This is a genomic window from Sphingomonas sp. PAMC 26621 (assembly GCF_000251145.1).
Lineage (GTDB): Bacteria > Pseudomonadota > Alphaproteobacteria > Sphingomonadales > Sphingomonadaceae > Sphingomonas.
The window spans coordinates 81,179-100,661 of the sequence record NZ_AIDW01000003.1; the positions used below are offsets into that span (position 1 = coordinate 81,179).

Annotated in this window: 16 protein-coding genes; 7 read left to right on the top strand and 9 right to left on the bottom strand. The window is 67.2% G+C overall.

Features of this window, described 5'->3' with window-relative positions:
* The first annotated feature begins 41 nt into the window (after positions 1-41).
* On the top strand, positions 42-1,628 hold the full coding sequence (locus tag RI03_RS00420) for a GMC family oxidoreductase (protein ID WP_010214439.1): 1,587 nt from the start codon (positions 42-44) through the stop codon (positions 1,626-1,628).
* Positions 1,629-1,645: 17 nt separating this feature from the next.
* Positions 1,646-1,807 carry a hypothetical protein gene (locus RI03_RS23975; protein ID WP_170318326.1) on the top strand — a complete coding sequence of 54 codons (162 nt, stop codon included), beginning with the start codon at positions 1,646-1,648 and terminating at the stop codon, positions 1,805-1,807.
* Positions 1,808-2,061: 254 nt separating this feature from the next.
* Here the strand turns inward: RI03_RS23975 and RI03_RS00425 are convergent, their stop codons facing one another.
* The 7 genes from RI03_RS00425 to RI03_RS00455 all read right to left on the bottom strand — a co-directional run bounded on the left by RI03_RS00425 (position 2,062) and on the right by RI03_RS00455 (position 8,387).
* Positions 2,062-3,495, bottom strand: coding sequence for an ammonium transporter (locus RI03_RS00425; protein ID WP_010214441.1), 1,434 nt, complete (start codon positions 3,493-3,495; stop codon positions 2,062-2,064).
* An 11-nt stretch (positions 3,496-3,506) separates the two neighbouring features.
* Positions 3,507-3,845 carry a P-II family nitrogen regulator gene (locus RI03_RS00430; protein WP_010214443.1) on the bottom strand — a complete coding sequence of 113 codons (339 nt, stop codon included), beginning with the start codon at positions 3,843-3,845 and terminating at the stop codon, positions 3,507-3,509.
* A 359-nt stretch (positions 3,846-4,204) separates the two neighbouring features.
* Positions 4,205-4,411, bottom strand: coding sequence for a putative signal transducing protein (locus tag RI03_RS00435; protein WP_010214444.1), 207 nt, complete (start codon positions 4,409-4,411; stop codon positions 4,205-4,207).
* Positions 4,412-4,415: 4 nt separating this feature from the next.
* Positions 4,416-5,567 carry a M42 family metallopeptidase gene (locus tag RI03_RS00440; protein WP_010214445.1) on the bottom strand — a complete coding sequence of 384 codons (1,152 nt, stop codon included), beginning with the start codon at positions 5,565-5,567 and terminating at the stop codon, positions 4,416-4,418.
* A gap of 58 nt (positions 5,568-5,625) precedes the next feature.
* Complete coding sequence (locus RI03_RS00445; RefSeq protein WP_010214446.1) at positions 5,626-6,570, bottom strand: DUF5996 family protein; 945 nt, start codon at positions 6,568-6,570, stop codon at positions 5,626-5,628.
* Between the two features lie 133 nt (positions 6,571-6,703).
* The gene (gene tldD, locus RI03_RS00450; RefSeq protein WP_010214447.1) at positions 6,704-8,134 is read right to left on the bottom strand and encodes a metalloprotease TldD; all 1,431 of its coding nucleotides are present in this window, start codon (positions 8,132-8,134) and stop codon (positions 6,704-6,706) included.
* 19 nt (positions 8,135-8,153) lie between these two features.
* Positions 8,154-8,387: a zinc-finger domain-containing protein gene (locus tag RI03_RS00455; RefSeq protein WP_010214450.1), complete on the bottom strand. Its 234-nt coding sequence runs from the start codon at positions 8,385-8,387 to the stop codon at positions 8,154-8,156.
* Between the two features lie 286 nt (positions 8,388-8,673).
* On the opposite strand from RI03_RS00455, the gene RI03_RS00460 reads away from it, so the two are divergent.
* A complete protein-coding gene (locus RI03_RS00460) occupies positions 8,674-9,597 on the top strand; it encodes an ABC transporter ATP-binding protein (protein WP_010214452.1) in 924 nt (307 codons plus the stop codon).
* A gap of 165 nt (positions 9,598-9,762) precedes the next feature.
* Here the strand turns inward: RI03_RS00460 and RI03_RS00465 are convergent, their stop codons facing one another.
* Positions 9,763-10,392 carry a LysE family translocator gene (locus tag RI03_RS00465; protein WP_010214455.1) on the bottom strand — a complete coding sequence of 210 codons (630 nt, stop codon included), beginning with the start codon at positions 10,390-10,392 and terminating at the stop codon, positions 9,763-9,765.
* 175 nt (positions 10,393-10,567) lie between these two features.
* Here RI03_RS00465 and nadB point away from each other — a divergent pair, with 175 nt between their 5' ends.
* From nadB to RI03_RS00485, 4 genes are all read left to right on the top strand, one after another.
* Positions 10,568-12,154 carry an L-aspartate oxidase gene (nadB, locus tag RI03_RS00470; RefSeq protein ID WP_010214456.1) on the top strand — a complete coding sequence of 529 codons (1,587 nt, stop codon included), beginning with the start codon at positions 10,568-10,570 and terminating at the stop codon, positions 12,152-12,154.
* Positions 12,155-12,342: 188 nt separating this feature from the next.
* Positions 12,343-13,476, top strand: coding sequence for a serine hydrolase (locus RI03_RS00475; RefSeq protein ID WP_010161595.1), 1,134 nt, complete (start codon positions 12,343-12,345; stop codon positions 13,474-13,476).
* Between the two features lie 48 nt (positions 13,477-13,524).
* A complete protein-coding gene (polA, locus tag RI03_RS00480; RefSeq protein WP_010214457.1) occupies positions 13,525-16,281 on the top strand; it encodes a DNA polymerase I in 2,757 nt (918 codons plus the stop codon).
* Entirely contained in the window at positions 16,278-17,795 is a 1,518-nt protein-coding gene (locus RI03_RS00485) for a lipopolysaccharide biosynthesis protein (protein ID WP_051007216.1), read from the top strand. The genes polA and RI03_RS00485 overlap by 4 nt, the downstream gene beginning before the upstream one ends.
* A 92-nt stretch (positions 17,796-17,887) precedes the next feature.
* Here the strand turns inward: RI03_RS00485 and purH are convergent, their stop codons facing one another.
* Positions 17,888-19,453 carry a bifunctional phosphoribosylaminoimidazolecarboxamide formyltransferase/IMP cyclohydrolase gene (gene purH, locus RI03_RS00490; protein ID WP_010214459.1) on the bottom strand — a complete coding sequence of 522 codons (1,566 nt, stop codon included), beginning with the start codon at positions 19,451-19,453 and terminating at the stop codon, positions 17,888-17,890.
* Positions 19,454-19,483: the final 30 nt, after the last annotated feature.

Below are 19,483 nucleotides of genomic sequence, written 5' to 3' on the forward strand. Positions count from 1 at the left end.
CGGCAGCATAGCCACGGCCGTGGAGCGCGAGAGGATAGCCTGTGGAAGAGGTCGACATCGTCGTCATCGGCGGAGGATCGGGCGGGGCCGCCGCGGCGGGCCGGCTAAGCGAAGGCGGCCGCTATTCGGTCGCGCTGCTCGAGGCGGGCGGCCGCAACACCGGCCTGCGGACGCGGATGCCCGCGATGCTCGCGTTCCAGACTCCCAAGACCAACTGGAATTACGAAACCGTCCCCCAGCCCGGCCTCAATGGCCGCCGCGGGCACCAGCCGCGTGGCAAGGGGCTCGGCGGGTCGAGCGCGATCAACGCGATGATCTATATTCGCGGCAATCGCTGGGATTACGACAATTGGGCGGCGATGGGCTGCCCCGGCTGGGCGTATGACGACGTCCTCCCGTGGTTCAAGCGCAGCGAACACAACGAACGCGGCGACGACGCCTTCCACGGCGGCGACGGCCCCTTGTGGGTCAGCGAGCAGCATCACGCCAATGCGGGCAGCCGCGATTTCGTCGCGGCGGGGGAAAGCCTGCAGATCCCGCACAACGACGATTTCAACGGGCAGCGGCAGGAAGGCATCGGCCTGTACCAGGTGACGCAGAAGAACGGCGAACGCTGGACCTCGGCGCGCGCGTATCTCGGCGATGGCCCGCCGCATCGCAACCTCTCGGTGCTGACCGGCGTGACGGTCGAGCGCGTGCTGTTCGACGGCCAGCGTGCGAACGGCGTCGCCTATCTCCAGGACGGGCAAACCCGCCAGATCCGCGCGCGGCGCGCGGTGATCCTCGCAGGCGGCGTGTTCGGGACCGCGCAACTGCTGCAATTGTCAGGGATCGGTCCGGCGGCGCATCTGCGCGACCACGGGATCGCGGTACGGGTCGACCGGCCCGCCGTCGGCGCGAACCTGCAGGATCATATCGATTATGTCGCATCGTTCGAGACGCCGGGGACGCAGTTCGTCGGGAGTTCGCTCAAAGGCACGCTCGCGATGGCAGGCGGCATGCTCCAGTGGCTCCGCAAGCGCGAGGGGCTGATGACCACGCCGTTCGCCGAGGCGGGCGCGTTCCTCAAGGTCATGCCCGATGCCCCTGCCCCCGACGTCCAGCTCCATTTCGTCGTCGCCGCGCTCGAGGATCACGGGCGGACCAAGGTGAAGGGGCATGGCTATTCGTGTCACGTCTGCGTGCTCCGCCCCGAGAGCCACGGGACGGTCCGGCTCGCCTCGACCGACCCGCACGACGCCCCGCTGATCGACCCCGCATTCCTCACCGATCCGCGCGACATGGCGGTGATGAAGGCGGGGGTGCGCGCGATGTACCGGATCCTCGAGCAGCCCCCGCTGACCGGCCACATGGGCCGCGACCGCCACCCGGTCGACCTGTCGGACGATGCTGCGCTCGAGGCGCTGATCCGGTCGCGCGCGGACACGGTCTATCACCCGGTCGGCACCGCGCGGATGGGGTCGGACGCGGACGCGGTGTGCGATCCGCGGCTGCGGGTACGCGGGGTCGAGGGGCTGTACGTTGCCGACGCCTCGGTCATGCCCAAGCTCGTCTCGGGCAACACCAATGCGCCGTCGATCATGATCGGGGAACGCTGTGCCGATTTCGTGACGACCGACCTTGGGTGAGCCGCTAGGCGGTCGGAATGGATCGCAAGGACTGGACGAGGATCGGAGTCGCGGCGGCGGTGGTGCTCGTGCCGGGCGGCTTCATGCTCGGCGCGGTGCTGGCGGCACGCCGGTTGCAGCAGGCGCGCGTGGCGGCGGCGGACGTAAGCGCCCCGCCAAAGGATCTGCCCGAAGACTAAGCTTCCCCCCTGTTGCGCCCCCCCGGCGAAGGCCGGGGCCCAATAGCGCTGGCCGAGGTAATTAAGCGCTGCACTCTCTCTCGATCGCTCCGCTCTTGGGCCCCGGCCTTCGCCGGGGAAGTGCACCGCCTTTCGATAACGCGCCCTCCCCCGACACACAAAAAAGGGCCGGTGTGTTGCCACACCGGCCTTAGGTCGTCCGCAGGAGGAACATCGTGGGGCCGCCGGGTCACTCGACCCGGCAACCAAACTCTTCAGTAATTATAGGCGCGCTCGCCGTGTTCGGTGATGTCGAGCCCGTTGTGCTCGACCTCTTCGGTCGGGCGCAGGCCGATCGTGTACTTGAGCGCGAGGAACAGCACGGCGGAGACGCCGCCCGACCACACCAAGGTGATCCCGACCGCGGTGAGCTGCTTCATCAGCTGCGCCGACATGCTGTACTCCGCCGCCGTCACCACGACCGCGGGGAACTTGGTGTAATCGAAATAGCCCTGCCCGCCGAGCGACGGCGCCGCGACGATCGCGGTGGCCAGCGCCCCGACGATCCCGCCGACGCAATGGACCCCGAACACGTCGAGCGAGTCGTCATACTTCAGCCACGCCTTCACATAGGTGACGAAGATGAAGCAGATCGGCGACACGATCAGCCCGAGCACGATCGACGTCATTGGCGCGGCATAGCCCGACGCCGGCGTGATCGCGACCAGTCCGGCGACCGCACCCGTCACCGCGCCGAGCAGCGACGGCTTCTTGTGGACGATCTGGTCGATCACTGCCCAGGAGACCGCAGCGGCGGCGGTGGCGACGAAGGTGTTGATGAACGCGACCGCGGTGACGCCGTTCGCCTCGAGGTTGGACCCCGCGTTGAACCCGAACCAGCCGACCCACAGCAGGCTCGCGCCGATCATCGTCATCGTCAGCGAGTGCGGTGGCATCGGCTCGCGGCCATAGCCGAGCCGCGGGCCGATCACGAGGCAGCCGACCAGACCGGCGATGCCCGCGTTGATGTGGACGACGGTGCCGCCCGCGAAATCAAGCGCGCCGAGGTTGAACAGCCAGCCGCCGTCGGTCGGCGCGTTCGGAAGGAAATCCGGGCCGGCCCAATACCACACCATGTGCGCGATCGGAAAATAGACCAAGGTCAGCCACGCGACGACGAAGATCATCAAGGGCGTGAACTTCACCCGTTCCGCGAACGCCCCGACGATCAGCGCGGGCGTGATGCACGCGAAGGTCATCTGGAAACAGACATAGGCAAGCTCGGGAATGTAGACGTTGTTCGAGAAGGTCGCCGCGAGCGTCGTGCCGTCGACGCCGCGCAGGAACGCCTTGGACAGCCCGCCGAAGAAATGGTTCTCACCGCCCGAGGTGAACGCTATCGAATAGCCGTAGGACACCCACAGCAGCGAGGCGATGCAGACGATCATCATCACCTGCATCAGCACCGACAGCATGTTCTTGGTGCGCACCAGCCCGCCGTAGAACAGCGCGAGCCCAGGAACCGACATCATCAGCACGAGCGCCGCCGAGATCAGCATCCAGCTGGTGTCACCCTTGTTGACCATCGTCGCCATCTGCGCGGCAGCTGGCGCCTTGATCAGCGCGGGGGCCTGCGCCCAGGCGGGCAGCGCCGCAACGACCGACGCCCCCGCCAGCATCGCAAAACCCGTCTTTAGTGCTGGCTTCATCTCTACCCCCCTCACAGCGCGGTCTCATCGGTTTCGCCGGTGCGGATCCGCACCGCCTGCCCGACATCGAGCACGAAAATCTTGCCGTCGCCGATCGCGCCGGTGTTGGCGGACGCCTGGATCGCCTCGACCACACGGAGGGTGACATCGCTGCCGCAGACGACCTCGATCTTGATCTTGGGGACCATGTTGGTGCTGTACTCGGCGCCGCGATAAATCTCGGTCTGGCCCTTCTGGCGGCCGAAACCCTTGACCTCGGTGACGGTCATGCCTGCAACACCGATCTCGGTCAGCGCCTCGCGCACCTCGTCGAGCTTGAACGGTTTGATGATCGCTATGACGAGCTTCACGCAAAGACCCCCCTGGTTATTGGTCCTGGGGAATACTTTGCAAACGCCGTGCCAATTGCGTCGGGACGCGAAACCGTCGCCGGCGCGTGTCAGCAGGGTTACGATTGCGTAAATTTTATGTGCAGGTGCGAACGATTGCCTGAAAATGAGGCAGGTCGAACGCTGCGGTTTCCCCCGCCCATTCGGTCCATGGTAAGAATTGCGCGCTGCACGCCCCCACCCCAACCCCTCCCCTGAAGGGGAGGGGCTAGCGGCCTGCTTAGTCTTCTTGCCCCTCCCCTTCAGGGGAGGGGTAGGGGGTGGGGGGAGCCTCGCAGAGCCCCGCCCAAGGCGAACGGACGGTATCAAACGCCCCTACCCTAACCCGCGTCCACCCCCAGGATCACCCGCGCGGCTTCCGCATCCTCGTCATCGACCATCACGCGGACCGGAATGAAGAACTGGCTCCCGTCCGCGATGCTGGCGTTGCCATCGAGCGCGATCGCCATGATCCCTTCGCTATCGAGCCGCCCGATCACGATATACGCCTCGTTGCGACCAAAACGCCCGACTTCGACGAGACTCATCCGGTCACTCCTTCCCCGGCGTGAAGTCGCGCAGATCCGCGACCGTCTTCGCATCGAGCTTGCCGATCAGCGCGACGACGAGGTCGACCATCCGGTCGAAATCAGCGCGATCGATGATGCCGTTATGCGCATGGGTATAGCGCGCCGGGACGACGAGGTTGACCGTCGGCACGCCGCCGTTGGTCGCCTGGATCGCCGCGCTGTCGTCGCCATAGCCCTGGACCAGATCGTGCTGGAGCGGGATCCGCGCGCCCTGCGCGGCTTCGTCGACCAGCCGGACGAACTTGCGGTTGGGCAAGGTGCTCGAATCGTACAGGAAGATGCCTGGCCCGCCGCCCAAGACCGCCTGCGTCTCCTCCGGGTTGCGCCCGGGACTGTCGCCGGTGATCCCGCCCTCGATCGCGATGCCGACATCGGGCTTGATCAGGTCCGCCGAAGTCCGCGCACCGCGCAGGCCCACTTCCTCCTGCACCGTCGCGACGACGAACAGCTGGTTGGGGTGCCCGGTGCTGCGCAGCCGCCGCATCGCCTCGATGATCACCGCGAGCCCGACCCGGTCGTCCCACGCCTTGCCGAGATAGCGGTCGCCCTTGCCCATCACCGTGAAGGGCGAATCCGGCACGACCGGGTCGCCCGCCGACAACCCCAGTGCCGCGACTTCGGCGGGACTCTTCGCGCCGACGTCGAGGTACAGCGTGTCGCGCGGATAGACCTTGGTGCGTTCGTCGGCGGGCACGACGTGGATATCGCGGATTCCGGTCACGGCATGGACCGGCCCCTTCTTGCCGATGATGATCCATCGCTGGTCGGGCAGCGCCTGGTCAAGCCAGCCGCCGAGCATCTGCATCGAGAGATAGCCGGTCGGCGTCACCCGCCGCACCACCCCACCGAGCTCGTCCATATGCGCGTCGAGCATCACCTTGGGCCCGCTCGACCCGTGCTGCGCGATCACCGAGCCGACGCCGTCGTAACTGACCTTGTCTGCCAGCGGCTCGAGCTCGCGCACCATTACCGCGCGGACCGCTTCCTCGAACCCGGGCGGGCCGGGTGCGTCGGCGAGTTCACCCAGCAGACGCTCCGTGCGGTCGCCCGATTGCGCCCCGGCGGGGCCGGCGATGATCGCCATGCTCATGAAAACGGACAGGATTTTCTTCATCGCGCACACCCTCTGGTCGAACCGCATGGTCGCAGGCGGCGCCCGCCGACGCAAGCGGTCAGACGTGGCGTGGGATTCCTGCGCGACCCGGCGCACATTCGAGCGCAGACCGATCCCACTGTCCGAGATCGGCAGCGGCATCATAGGTCGACTGGCAGAAACCGAGCAGCGCCGCATCCGGATCGGGCGCGGTGCGGACCGCGTCATAAGGCAGCAGGAACTCGCCGAGCCCGGCGTTCCACGACGCCGCTGCCGGGCTGACATGCGCCTCGGCATAATGGTCAGGTGCGGGATAGGCGTAGGCATAGAAGGCGGCGTGCGGCCAGGCGTCGCTGCCCGGCCAGAAGCCGACGCTGGCTTCCTCGTGGCTATACGCGTCGCGCGTCACCGCATCGGGCAGGCCGGGGAAACCGCCGGGATGGGTCGGCGCGGCGCGGCCCGAGAAGCGCGTGACCGCAAGATCGAAGCTGCCCCAGAAGAAATGCACCGGGCTCGCCTTGCCGAGGAAACCGGTACGGAACTGCCCGAAAACGCGCGAAACCTGGATCAGCGCGCGCCAGAAGGCGCGGACGGCGTCGGCGTCATAGGGCCGGTCGGCGGTGTCTTCGGCGAAGGGGGGCACGTCGGCCATTTCGCTCGGGGTGCCATCGAAGGTGGCGGGAAGGTCGAGCTCGGTTAGGCAGGCGATCACCGTCTCGTGGAAATGCGCGATGCTGCCCGGATTGAGGCCGATCCCGCGGCTGCGCCCGTCGCTGGTCATGAACACCAAACGATCGTGGAGCAGGTCGAACTCGATCTCGAGAATCCGGTCGCCGATCGGGATCGCCGACGTGGTGAGGCCCCGCGCGGACACATAGAGCGGCACATGCCAGCTATGGTTGAGCCACGGCGTCAGCGCGAGCCGGACCTTGCCAATGATCTGGGTCCGCAACTGGAGCGCGATCGCGGTGTCGCGCCAGGCGGGCCAGTCGAGCTCGGGCCAGTGCGGGGATTGGTCCGTCATGTCTCGCCTCTCCGCTCCGTCATGCCGGGCTCGTCCCGGCATCCACCGTCCACCGCATCCGCCGATGTTTAGGAAAGAACGCCGGTGGACCCCGGCACGGTGGCCGGGGTGACGCAAAATCAAACCATTAGGGTTACATCGCCGTCCCGCCGACGGTCAGCCCGCCGACCAGCAACGTCGGCTGCCCGACGCCGGCGGGCACGCTCTGCCCGCCCTTGCCGCACATGCCGATGCCCTCGTCCAGCGCGAAATCGTTGCCGATTCCCTCGACCTTGGTCAGGCACGACGGCCCGTCGCCGATCAACGTCGCGCCCTTAATCGGCGCGCCGATCCTGCCGTTCTCGATGCGATACGCCTCGGTGCACGAGAAGACGAACTTGCCCGACACGATGTCGACCTGCCCGCCACCGAACGCCTTGGCGAAGATGCCCGACTTGACGCGCGACAGCAGCTCGGCCGGATCGTCATTCCCGCCGCGCATGAAGGTGTTGGTCATCCGCGGCATCGGCGCATGTGCGAAGCTCTCGCGACGCCCGTTTCCGGTCGGCGCGACGCCCATCAACCGCGCGTTGAGCCGGTCCTGGATATAGCCCTTGAGAATTCCGTCCTCGATCAGCACGTTCTCCTGCGTCGGCGTGCCCTCGTCGTCGATCGACAGCGACCCGCGGCGATCCGCGATCGACCCGTCGTCGACCACCGTCACGCCAGGGGCCGCAACGCGCTCGCCGATCCGCCCGGAGAAGGCGCTGGTGCCCTTGCGGTTGAAATCGCCCTCGAGCCCGTGGCCGATCGCCTCGTGCAGCAAAATCCCCGGCCAGCCCGGCCCGAGCAGCACGGTCATCTCACCCGCAGGGGCAGCGACCGAATCGAGATTGACGACGGCTTGCGCGAGCGCCTCGTCGATCGCGCGGTTCCACGTCGCGGGCTCCATCAGGTCGGTATAGAGATAGCGCCCGCCGATCCCGAAGCTGCCGGTTTCGCGGCGGCCATTCTGCTCGACCACGATCGACACGTTGAGCCGCACCAGCGGCCGGATGTCGGTTGCCATGAAGCCGTCGGCGCGGACGATCTCGACTACGTTCCAATTGCCCATCAGCGACACCGACACCTGCGCCACGCGCGGATCGCGCGCGCGGGCGGCGGCGTCGATCGTTTGGCACAAATTCACCTTGTCGGCGAAGGGGATGAGGTCGAGCGGATCGGCGTCGGTATAGAGATGCCGATTGGTGGCGCGCGGCGGCGCGGCCTTGGGGCTGGCCGACGGATCGATCAACGCCATCGTCTTGGACGCGCGCTTGATCGCGGCGGCGCTCAGTTCGTTGGCGTGCGCGAAGGCGGTCATCTCGCCCGACACCGCGCGCAGGCCGAAGCCCGAATGCGTGTCGTAGCTCGCGGTCTTCAGCCGGCCATCGTCGAAGCCGAACGCCTCAGACTTGCGATATTGCAGGTAAAGCTCGCCATCATCCGCCTTGCCGAGCGCGGCTGCGGTTAGGGCCTGAGCCTCGTCGGGGGACAGCTGTCCGTCATGATAGAGGAAAGCGCGGGGGTCTGCGGGACTCGTCATACCCCCGAATATAGGAGGCTCAGCGGCCTGCGCCATCCCCATGATCGTGCAAGCCCGCCTGATCGACCCCGTCGGCGGGTCCGCCGATCAGGATGAAGCGGCGGTCGCAATAGCCGCAATCGACGTAACCGGTCTCGTCGATCTCGAGAAAGACGCGCGGATGCCCAAGGCTCGCGCCGCCAGGAATGTCGGTCGCGCCGTCGCAGATGTTGCGGGCGTGGGTGACGCGGAGGATTTCGGGCGGGGCGATCATGGGGTCGCGATAGCAAGCCGGGGGGGAAGCATCAACGGTGTTTGGGTGGGGGAGGATGATCTTCCCCATCACCCGTTCGTTCTGAGTAGCGACCGAGTAGGCGAAGCCGTATCGAGGGCGCGTATCGAAGGACATCGCGCGCAACCGTGCTTCGATACGCGCCCTCGATACGCCCCCAAGCGGGGGCTACTCGGTCGCTACTCAGCACGAACGGAGAAGGGGAAACGCGCCCCCGACATACGGTTTACCCTTTCCGCCAGCCGCCCGCCCCCGTACAGCAACCAGCATGACGGAAGCGGCCATCTCCATCGCCAACCTGAGCAAGACCTACAAAGGCGGCAAGCAGGCCCTCGACGACGTGTCGTTCGACGTTCCGCGCGGCACGATCTTCGGGTTGCTCGGCCCGAACGGCGCGGGAAAATCCACGCTGATCAACATCCTCGCAGGCCTCGTCAACAAGACCGGCGGGACCGCGTCGATCTGGGGCTTCGACATCGATCAGCACCCGCGCAACGCCAAGGTGTCGATCGGGATCGTCAACCAGGAGATCCTGTTCGACCCGTTCTTCTCGCCGTTCGAGACGCTCGAGATCCAGGGTGGGCTGTACGGCGTCCCCAAGGCGAAGCGCCGCTCGATGGAATTGCTCCGCGCGGTGCACCTGGAGGACAAGGCCAACGCCTATGCCCGCACGCTGTCGGGGGGCATGAAACGCCGCCTGATGGTCGCGAAGGCGATGGTCCACTCGCCCCCCGTGCTGGTGCTCGACGAGCCGACCGCGGGCGTCGACATCGAACTGCGCCAGCAACTCTGGGCCTATGTCCGCTCGCTCAACGATGCGGGCGTCACGGTGGTGCTGACGACGCATTACCTCGAGGAAGCCGAGGAATTGTGCGACCGGATCGCGATCATCAATCACGGCAAGGTGATCGCCAACGAACCGACGCGCGATCTGCTGGCGAAGGCGACCGAGAAGATGGTCGAGGTGACGGTCGACCGCGACGTCGCGGTCCCGCCCGCCAACGTTTGTTTCCAGAAGATCGAGCTGAAGGGCACGCGGACGCTCGCGATCACCTACGCCAAGGACAAGGTTAACGCAGGCGAAGTGCTCGCGGCGGTGCAGGCGGACGGCTACGGCATCGTCGACGTATCGACGCGCGAGGCGGATCTGGAGGACGTGTTCCTCAACCTGACGCGCGCGGCGAACGCGTAAGGACGGCTGCTCGCACTTGCGCCCGCCCCTTACCGTCATCCTCGCGGACGCGCGGATCCATCCGGGCTGACCGCGCAGAATATGACGGACAGTGACTATGGATTCCCGACTGCGCGGGAATGACGGACATCGGGTGAGGTCACCTCGCCCCGACAGCCAGTAATCTCAAGAATGCCGTGTCCGCAGCAGTGCCAGTCCGAAGCCGATGAAGATCACCCCCGTCACCCGGTTGAACAGCCGCTTGACCGCGGGCCGCTCGAGATACCCTGCCAGCGACCGCCCGCCCAGCGCATAGACTCCGTACCAGAAGCTCTCCAGCACCGCGAACGTCACCACCAGCAGCGCGAATTGCGGCGGCTTGGGGAACGCCGGATCGACGAATTGCGGGAAGAAGGCGGCTGCGAACAAAATCAGCTTCGGGTTGCTGATCCCGATCGCGAACCCGCCGCGGAACAGCGCGCGCAGCGACAGCGTGCGCGGCAGCTCCCCCTCGGCCACGTCGATCGGCGCCCCGTTGCTGCGCCACGCCTTGATTCCGAGGTAGATAAGATAAGCGACCCCCACATAGCGCAGCACGTCGAAAGCGCCCGGCACTGCGAGCAGCAGCGTGGTCACCCCCGCCGCAGAGGCGGTGAGCACTAGCACAAGCGCGAGCAGGCACCCCGCCATCGCTGCGACGCTGCGCTTCAGCCCCATCTCGACGCTGCGCGACAGAATGTGGAGCATGTTGGGCCCGGGCGTCCCGCACAGCAGGAACACCGCGCCGGTAAACAGCCACCAAATGTGCAGGGTCATCGTTGGGGTCCGCCGGGGCTGGGATGAGCCGCGTCGCTATACGGCGGCGCAGCCCCAGGCAACACCATCCCGCGTCCTGCTAGGCAAGCCCGCCAATCCACGATACCAGCCGCTGTGACAGACGTGTGACGTCGGTCCGCCGCGGCACCCGGCCAGAGCGGGAAGTGGAGAAGCGATGCAGTCCGACGTCCTCATCATCGGCTCCGGCGCGGCCGGACTGACCGCCGCGCTCAACCTGGCGGATCGCTTCAAGGTCACCGTGCTCGCCAAGGGGCAGCTCAACGAGGGCTCGACCGCCTGGGCGCAGGGCGGAATCGCCGCGGTGCTCGAGGAAGGCGACACGTTCGAGAGCCATGTCGAGGACACGATGATCGCGGGCGCAGGGCTCAACGATCGCGCGACCGTCGAGATGGTCGTCGAACGCGCGCCCGCCGCGATCGCGCGGCTGGTCGAGCTGGGCGTGCCGTTCGCGACCGAAACCGCCGACAACGGCGGCGGGCTGCATCTGACGCGCGAGGGCGGGCATTCGCATCGCCGGATCGTCCATGTCGCCGACGCGACCGGCTGGGCCGTCCAGGAGGCGTTGCAACGCGCTGCGACCGATCATCCCAACATCACGCTCATCCCCGACATGGTCGCGATCGACCTCGCCACCGGCCGTCACGAGGAGCGCTATTCGGGCGCAGGGCATGTCTGGGGCGTCTATGCGGTCAACCGCACGACCGGCCGGGTCGAGCTTCACACCGCGCGCGCGACGATCCTCGCGACCGGCGGCGCGGGGCGGACCTATCTGTTCTCGACCGCACCGCGCGGCGCGACCGGGGACGGGATCGCGATGGCGTGGCGCGCGGGGTGCCGCGTCTCCAACATGGAGATGATGCAGTTCCACCCGACCTGCCTCTACAATCTCGACGTCAAGAATTTCCTGATCACCGAGGCGGTGCGCGGCGAGGGCGGGCACCTGCTGCTGCCGGAAAACGGGTATCGCTTCATGCCCGAGGTCGACCCGCGCGCCGAGCTCGCGCCACGCGACATCGTCGCGCGCGCGATCGACCATGAGATCAAGCGGCTCGGGCTCGATTACGTTCACCTCGACATCAGCCACAAGGGGCCGGACTTCATCCGCGAGCATTTCCCCAACATCTACGAGAAGTTGCTGACGCTCGGGATCGACATGACCACCGATCCGATCCCGGTCGTCCCCGCGCAGCATTACACCTGCGGCGGGATCGTCGTGGATCTGGATGGTCGTACCGACTTGCCCGGCCTCTATGCGGCGGGCGAATGCAGCGAGAGCGGATTGCACGGCGCGAACCGGCTCGCGTCCAACTCGCTGCTTGAATGCTTCGTCTTCGGCGAGGCATGCGCCCAGCATATCAGCGACCATTGGGACGCGCTCCCCGCCCCGCCGCCGATCCGCGCGTGGGACGAAAGCCGGGTCGAGGATTCGGACGAGGAAGTCGTGATCAAGCAGAACTGGACCGAAATTCGCCGGTTCATGTGGAATTACGTCGGGATCGTGCGGACGACCAAGCGGCTCGAGCGCGCGCAGCACCGCATCCGGATGCTGACCGAGGAAGTGAACGATTATTACGGCCATTTCCGCGTCACGCCCGACCTGATCGAGCTGCGCAACCTGCTCCAGACCGCGGAACTGATCGTCCGCTCGGCGCTCGCGCGCAAGGAATCGCGCGGGTTGCATTACACGCTCGATTATCCGGACATGCTGCCCGAGGCGCGCGACACGATCCTGGTGCCGTAACGCGGATGACGGAGGAAAGGTAACGGCGGGGCGTACCGTGCCGTCTGGTCGTACAGCGAAGGCGTCTGGTCGCAGCTTGCGATCGTACCCATTTCTCAAACCAGATCTGGCCCTATCGCGAGGGTTCAGGGCATGATGCCGGGCGGGAAACAAATTCGGTGGTTGCGCATATTCTACCTCTGCACCTCATGAAGCCCGCAGCCACCCTGCTGCTCGTCTCCGCGCTGTGCGCCTGCGGTTATGGCGCGCGGCTCCAGGGCGCGCGTGGCGCGCAGACGCAGGCGCCGCTGGTCGTCGCGATCCCGCCGCGGTCGGGGCCGGCACCGGTCGGTCACCGCGTCCTGCCGCAGCCGCCGATGCTGACCGCAACGATCACGCAGCTGGTGCGCAGCTTCAACGGCAAGGTCGGGGTCGCGGTGCGCAGCGTCGACGATGGCTGGATGATCAATGCGGGCGGGAGCCAGCGCCTGCCGCAGCAAAGCGTCAGCAAATTGTGGGTCGCGATGACGGTGCTCGCCGCGCGCGATGCCGGCAAGCTCCGGCTCGACGATCCGATCACGCTGACCCGCGACGACATCACGCTGTTCCACCAGCCGATCGCCGGGCTGATCCGTGGCGACACCGGCTATCGCACGACCGTCGGCGAGCTGCTCCAGCGCGCGCTGACGATGAGCGACAATACCGCCAACGACCGCCTGCTCCGCCTCGTCGGCGGGCCGACCGCGGTGCGCGGCTTCATCGCGCGCAAGGGATTGGGCGCGATCGGCTTCGGCCCGGGCGAGCGGATGTTGCAGGCGACCACCGCCGGGCTGACGTGGCAGCCGTCCTACGCGTTCAACGACGGCTTCAACCGCGCGCGCAACGCGCTGACCCGCGCCGAGCGCCTTGCCGCGTTCAACCGCTATGTCGCCGCTCCGCTCGACGGTGCCGCGCCCGCCGCGATCGCGACCGCGCTCGCGCGGCTCAAGCGTGGCGAAATCCTGTCGGCCCCGTCCACCTCCTATCTGATCGGCACGATGCAATCCTCGCACACCGGCAAGATGCGGCTGCGCGGCGCGGTGCCGCCGGGCTGGACGTTCGGCCACAAGACCGGGACCGGACAGGACTACGCGGGGCGGACCGCTGGCTATAACGACGTCGGCCTGCTGATCGCGCCCGATGGCCGCACCTATGCGATCGCGGTGATGATCGGCGACACGCTCCGCCCGATCCCGGCGCGGCAGCAATTGATGCAGGCGGTCGTCTCGAGCGTCGTCGCGACGCATGCCAGCACGGTCTCCGCCGATACCAATCGCCGGAGCGCCAGCCGCCCGAACGGCTGAGCGCAAAGCGGGCTTCTGCTAAGGCGCGGGCGCTGCTATCGCCGCACGATGCCGCATCTCTATCTTGTCGATGGCTCGGGATATATCTTCCGCGCCTATCACCGCCTCCCCCCGCTCACCAACAAGCATGGTGAGCCGGTCGGCGCGGTCTATGGCTATACCACGATGCTGTGGAAGCTCGCGGACGAGGTGCACGCCGCGGACGGCCCGACGCACATGGCCGTCATCCTCGACAAGTCGAGCAAGACCTTCCGCAACGACCTGTACGATCAATACAAGGCGCACCGCCCGCCGCCGCCCGAGGATCTCGTACCCCAGTTCCCGATGATCCGCGATGCGACGCGCGCCTTCTCGCTGCCGTGCATCGAGACCGAGGGATTGGAAGCCGACGACATCATCGCCTGCTATTCGCGCGCGGCCTTGGCGCAGGGGTGGGAAGTCACGATCGTGTCGTCGGACAAGGATCTGATGCAGCTGATCGAGCCCGGGCTCGACATGTACGACACGATGAACAACCGTCGCCTGGGCGCGGAGCATGTCGCGGAGAAATTCCACGGCATCACGCCCGCGCAACTCGGCGACGTGCTCGCGCTGATGGGCGACAGCGTCGACAACGTGCCGGGCGTCCCCGGCGTCGGCCCGAAGACCGCCGCGAAATTGATCCTCGAGCATGGCGATCTCGAATCGGTGCTCGCCGCCGCCGAGGGGATGAAGAAGGGCAAGCTGCGCGACAATCTGATCGAACATGCCGACATGGCGCGGCTGTCGAAGGAACTGGTGACGCTCAAATGCGACGTCGCCTTGCCCGAGCCGCTCGAGGATCTCGAACTCAAGGGCATCCCCGATGCGCCGCTGCGCGTGTTCCTCGAACATCACGGGTTCCGCTCGCTGCTCGCCAAGCTGTCGGCGGTGGCGGATGCCCCCGTCCCCGCGCCCAAGTCGGTCCCGACCGAGCAGGACCCGCCGTGCGAGGTCGATTCCTACGAGACCGTGGTCGACGAGGCCGCGCTCGACCGCTGGATCACGCTCGCGCGGCATCAGGGCTGGATCGCGATCGACACCGAGACGACCGGGATCGACGCGACTCGCGCCGACCTCGTCGGGATCAGCATGGCGCTGCATCCCAACCTCGCCTGCTACGTCCCGCTCGCGCATGGCGGGAGCGGGCTGTTCGCGGAAAAGCCCGAGCAGCTGAGCGTCGAGGTCGCGCTGGCGAAACTGAAGCCGCTGTTCGAGGATCCTTCCGTCCTCAAGATCGGACATAACCTGAAGTATGACATGATCGTGCTCGGGCGGCTGGGCGTCGGCGTCACGCCGTTCGACGACACGATCCTGATGAGCTTCGATCTCGACGCGGGGCTCCACGGCCACAGCATGGACGAGCTCGCCGCGACGCACCTGTCGCACAGCTGCATCGCGTTCAAGGACGTGGTCGGCGTCGGCAAGTCGCAGCGGACGTTCAACGAAATTGATCTGGTCGCCGCCACCCGCTACGCCGCGGAGGATGCCGACGTGACGCTGCGGCTGTGGCGGCGGTTCAAGCCGCGCCTCGCCGCCGAGGGTGCGACGCGCGTGTACGAAATGGTCGATCGCCCGCTCGCGCCGGTCATCGCACAGATGGAGCGACACGGGATCAAGGTCGATCGCGAACGGCTCGCGCAATTGTCGGGGGAGTTTTCCACCCAGATCGGCGCGCTCGAAGTCGACATCCACGCGCTCGCGGGCGGTCCCTTCACGATCGGGAGCCCCAAGCAACTGGGCGACGTGCTGTTCGAGCGGATGGGGATCAAGGGCGGGCGCAAGGGCAAATCCGGGGTCTATTCGACCGACGTCACCGAACTCGAGCGGATCGCCGCTGACAAGGACTCGCCCGGTGAGGACATGGCCACGAAAGTGCTCGAGTGGCGCCAATTGTCCAAGCTCAAGTCGACCTATACCGATGCGCTCCAGGCGCAGATCAACCCCGCAACCGGCCGTGTCCACACATCCTACTCGCTGACCGGCGCGCAGACCGGGCGGCTGTCCTCGACCGACCCGAATTTGCAGAACATCCCGATCCGCACCGAGATCGGCCGCCAGATCCGCGACGCGTTCGTGGCGGAACCCGGCAACGTCCTGCTCGCCGCCGATTACTCGCAGATTGAACTGCGGCTCGCGGCGCACATGGCGGACGTGCCGCAACTCCGCGACGCGTTCGCAAGCGGGGCCGACATCCACAGCCTGACCGCGCAGGAGCTGTTCGGCGAGGTCAACCGCGACACGCGCGGGCGTGCCAAGACGATCAACTTCGCGATCCTCTACGGGATCAGCCGCTGGGGTCTCGCCGGCCGGCTCGACGTCACCGCGGACGAGGCGCAGGCGATGATCGACCGTTATTTCGATCGCTTCCCCGGCATCCGCAATTATATCGCGCAGACCACCGAGACGGTCCGCGCGAACGGCTACACCACCACGCTGTTCGGGCGGAAGACGCACTTCCCGCGCATTTCCTCCAAGATCCAGCACGAACGGCAGGGGGCCGAGCGCGCCGCGATCAACGCGCCGATCCAGGGCACCTCCGCCGACATCATCAAGCGCGCGATGGTGCGGATGGGGCCGGCGTTGCTCGAGGCGGGGCTGCCCAATGTGCGGATGCTGCTGCAGGTGCATGACGAACTCGTGTTCGAACTCCCCGAAGGCGACGTCGCCGCGGCGAAACCCGTGATCGAACGCGTGATGGCGACCGCCGCCGAACCCGCAGTCCAGCTCAGCGTGCCGCTCGGCATCGAGATCGGCACCGGCCTGAGCTGGGGGGCCGCGCATTGACGACAGTAACGGGGGGCGTACCGACCGACCGTGGGGGCACGGACGACGAGATCAACGCATTGGCCAAGGGTGGCCGGACCAATATCCTCGGTTTCCTGATGCGCCTTGTCGCGCGGATCCCGTTCCTGTTCATCGCAGGGCGGCTGTACGGGCCTGACACGCTCGGCACCTTCGCGCGCGCGGTGTTGTTCGTCGAGGTGGCGGCCCTGCTCGCGACCTTCGGGTTGAAGCGGGGCCTCGCGCTCGCGATCAGCGATTCGGATCGCCCGCATGTCGACATCGTGTGGGACTGCCTCGTCGTCGCGGCGCTCGCGTCCTTCCTCGCGAGCGGGTTCCTGCTGCTCGTCCCCGACCTGATGTATCACGGCAGCGCGCCGACCGGGCTCGAACGGCTGTTGCCGTGCATCATCGTCTTCACCGCCTGGTCGGACATCACGCTCGCCGCGCTTGCCTATCGCCGCAACGTGAAAGCGACCGTCACCGCGCGCGCGGTGATCGAGCCGTGGACGATCTCGATCGCCGCGGGCGTGCTGTATCCGATCGCGCCGCATGACGGGCTGGTGATCGCCTATATGCTGTCGATGATCGCCGCGCTGGTCGCGTCGCTGGTGCCGTTCTGGCGGAGTTATGGCGCGCCGGTCGGGTGGCGGCTGCATCCGGGGCGGACGATCGCGCTGATCCGCCGCAACGCGCCGCTCGCCGGCGCGGACGCGCTCGAATGGGGGACGCGCAACGTCGACCGTTCGATCCTGTTCGTGATGTTCGAACCGCGGATCGTCGGCATCTACTGGATGGCGCAACAGGTCGCGTCGATCCCGGGCAAGCTCAAGACGAGCTTCGACCCGATCCTCGGCCCGGTCATCACCACCAGCCTCGCGCGCGGCGACATGGGCGCGATCGCGGCGCAGGTGCGGCAGGTCGGCTTCTGGATCCTCGCCGCGCAGACGGGGCTCGCGCTGATGGGGTCGATCCCGGGCGAGGCGGTGATGGGGACGGTCGGCCCGCAATTCGTCTCGGGCACCGCGGCGCTCGCGTTCCTGCTGTTCGCCGAGGCGGCCGCATCGACCGGCGCGGTGTGCGAATCCGCGCTCGTCTATATCGCGCGGTTGCAGAACATGGCGATCTCGATCGGCATGCTGCTGTTCCAGGTGGCGCTCAGCTTCGGTCTGATCTTCGCGATGCAGTCGGTCGGCTGGCCGGTCGCGTTCCAGGCGGCGGGGCCGGCGGTCGCGTTGTTCGTGTCGGTGACGATCACCTCGATCATCAAATCGACCTATCTGTCGCGGTTGCTCAAGGCCCCCGTGGCTGGATGGCGTTGGGCGATGGCGTGGGCAGTGCTCGCGACCTGCGTCGTGGGGGGCGCGTTCACCGCCTTGCCCAAGCGGTTCGAATGGGCCGAACTCGCGATCGGCGAACCGCTGATGGCGGCGGCCTATCTGTACGTGCTGTACCGCTGGGCGTTCCGCGACGAGGACCGCGCGTTGATCCGGCGGAAACCGGCGGTGGCGGGATAGGCTACGGATGGAGTGGGCGCGCATCGCCGCCCAAGCCCGTCATCCCCGCCTGCGCGGAGATGACGGGTTAACGGGAGGGGAACCCCGCTCGATCAATGCCGGAAGTGGCGCACCCCGGTGAACACCATCGCGAGGCCAGCCGCATCCGCCGCCGCGATCACCTCGTCGTCGCGGATCGAGCCGCCCGGCTGGATCACCGCGGTCGCGCCCGCCTCGACCGCCGCCAGCAAGCCGTCGGCGAACGGGAAGAACGCATCCGACGCGACCGCCGAGCCGATCGTGCGCGGCTCGCCCCAGCCCGCCTTGTCGGCGGCGTCCTTCGCCTTCCACGCCGCGATCCGTGCGGATTCGAGCCGGTTCATCTGGCCCGCGCCGATCCCGGCGGTGCTGCCGCCCTTGGCATAGACGATCGCGTTCGACTTGACGTGCTTAGCGACGGTCCAAGCGAAGCGGCAGTCGGCGAGCTCCTGCTCGGTCGGTGCGCGCTTGGTGACGACCGTCATCTCGGGGTTGGATTCGCCGTCGCGGCTCTGCACCAGCCAGCCGCCGGTGATCGCCTTGGCGAGCAGACCCACCCGCGCCGGATCGGGGAGTTCGCCGGTCAGCAGCAGGCGCAGGTTCTTCTTCGCGGCGAAAATCGCGAGCGCCTCTTCATCCGCATCGGGCGCGACCACGACCTCCGTGAAGATCCCGGCGATCGCGCGCGCGGTCGCGCCGTCGAGCGTGCGGTTGAGCGCGATGATCCCGCCGAACGCCGACACCGTGTCGCACGCGAAGGCGGCGGCGTAAGCGGCTTCGAGCGTCTCGCCGGTCGCGACGCCGCACGGGTTGGCGTGCTTGACGATGACGCAGGTCGGCGCGGCATTCCGATATTCGCTGATCAGGTCGAGCGCGGCGTCCGCATCGTTGAGGTTATTGTAGCTGAGGTCCTTGCCCTGCACCTGCCGCGCCTGGCCGATCCCGCGGGGTGCGGTGCCACCCGCGGTGTAGAACGCCGCCGACTGGTGCGGATTCTCGCCATAACGCAGCGCCTGCCCGCGCTGGAGCGTGATCGCGAGCGTCTCGGGGAAGGCTTCGCCCTGGTCGACCTGGCCGAACCACGTCGCGATCATCCCGTCATACGCCGCGGTCGCGGCATAGGCCTTGGCAGCGAACTTGCGACGATCCACCAGCGTCGTGCTGCCGCCCGCAACCAGTGCATAATCCGCCGGATCGGTGACGATCGCGACGAACGCATGGTTCTTGGCCGCCGAGCGCACCATCGACGGGCCGCCGATGTCGATATTCTCGATGATCTCGTCGCGCTCCGCGCCCTTGGCGACGGTCGCCTCGAACGGATAGAGGTTGACCACGACCAGATCGATCGCGCCGATCCCGTGCTCCTCCATCGAGGCGACGTGCGCCGCATCGTCGCGCACGGCGAGCAGACCGCCGTGGACCACCGGGTGCAGCGTCTTGACGCGGCCGTCCATCATCTCGGGGAAACCGGTCAGGTCCGAAATGTCGCGCACCGCGAGCCCGGCATCGCGAAGCGCCTTGGCGGTGCCCCCGGTCGAGACGAGCTCGACGCCATGCTCCGTCAGCCCCTTCGCGAGATCGACGATACCCGTCTTGTCGGACACCGACAGCAACGCGCGGCGGATCGGGATGGTGGTCATGGGGAGGCTCCAGCGGGAAAGAGGGGCGAA

Bases quoted from the DNA above. Each gene is read 5' to 3' on its own strand.
- polA (WP_010214457.1), top strand. From the start codon at position 13,525: ATGCCGCATCTCTATCTTGTCGATGGCTCGGGATATATCTTCCGCGCC.
- tldD (WP_010214447.1), bottom strand. From the start codon at position 8,134: ATGACGAGTCCCGCAGACCCCCGCGCTTTCCTCTATCATGACGGACAG.
- RI03_RS00465 (WP_010214455.1), bottom strand. From the start codon at position 10,392: ATGACCCTGCACATTTGGTGGCTGTTTACCGGCGCGGTGTTCCTGCTG.
- purH (WP_010214459.1), bottom strand. From the start codon at position 19,453: ATGACCACCATCCCGATCCGCCGCGCGTTGCTGTCGGTGTCCGACAAG.
- RI03_RS00460 (WP_010214452.1), top strand. From the start codon at position 8,674: ATGACGGAAGCGGCCATCTCCATCGCCAACCTGAGCAAGACCTACAAA.
- RI03_RS00475 (WP_010161595.1), top strand. From the start codon at position 12,343: ATGAAGCCCGCAGCCACCCTGCTGCTCGTCTCCGCGCTGTGCGCCTGC.
- RI03_RS00435 (WP_010214444.1), bottom strand. From the start codon at position 4,411: ATGAGTCTCGTCGAAGTCGGGCGTTTTGGTCGCAACGAGGCGTATATC.
- nadB (WP_010214456.1), top strand. From the start codon at position 10,568: ATGCAGTCCGACGTCCTCATCATCGGCTCCGGCGCGGCCGGACTGACC.
- RI03_RS00425 (WP_010214441.1), bottom strand. From the start codon at position 3,495: ATGAAGCCAGCACTAAAGACGGGTTTTGCGATGCTGGCGGGGGCGTCG.
- RI03_RS00455 (WP_010214450.1), bottom strand. From the start codon at position 8,387: ATGATCGCCCCGCCCGAAATCCTCCGCGTCACCCACGCCCGCAACATC.
- RI03_RS00445 (WP_010214446.1), bottom strand. From the start codon at position 6,570: ATGACGGACCAATCCCCGCACTGGCCCGAGCTCGACTGGCCCGCCTGG.
- RI03_RS00440 (WP_010214445.1), bottom strand. From the start codon at position 5,567: ATGAAGAAAATCCTGTCCGTTTTCATGAGCATGGCGATCATCGCCGGC.
- RI03_RS23975 (WP_170318326.1), top strand. From the start codon at position 1,646: ATGGATCGCAAGGACTGGACGAGGATCGGAGTCGCGGCGGCGGTGGTG.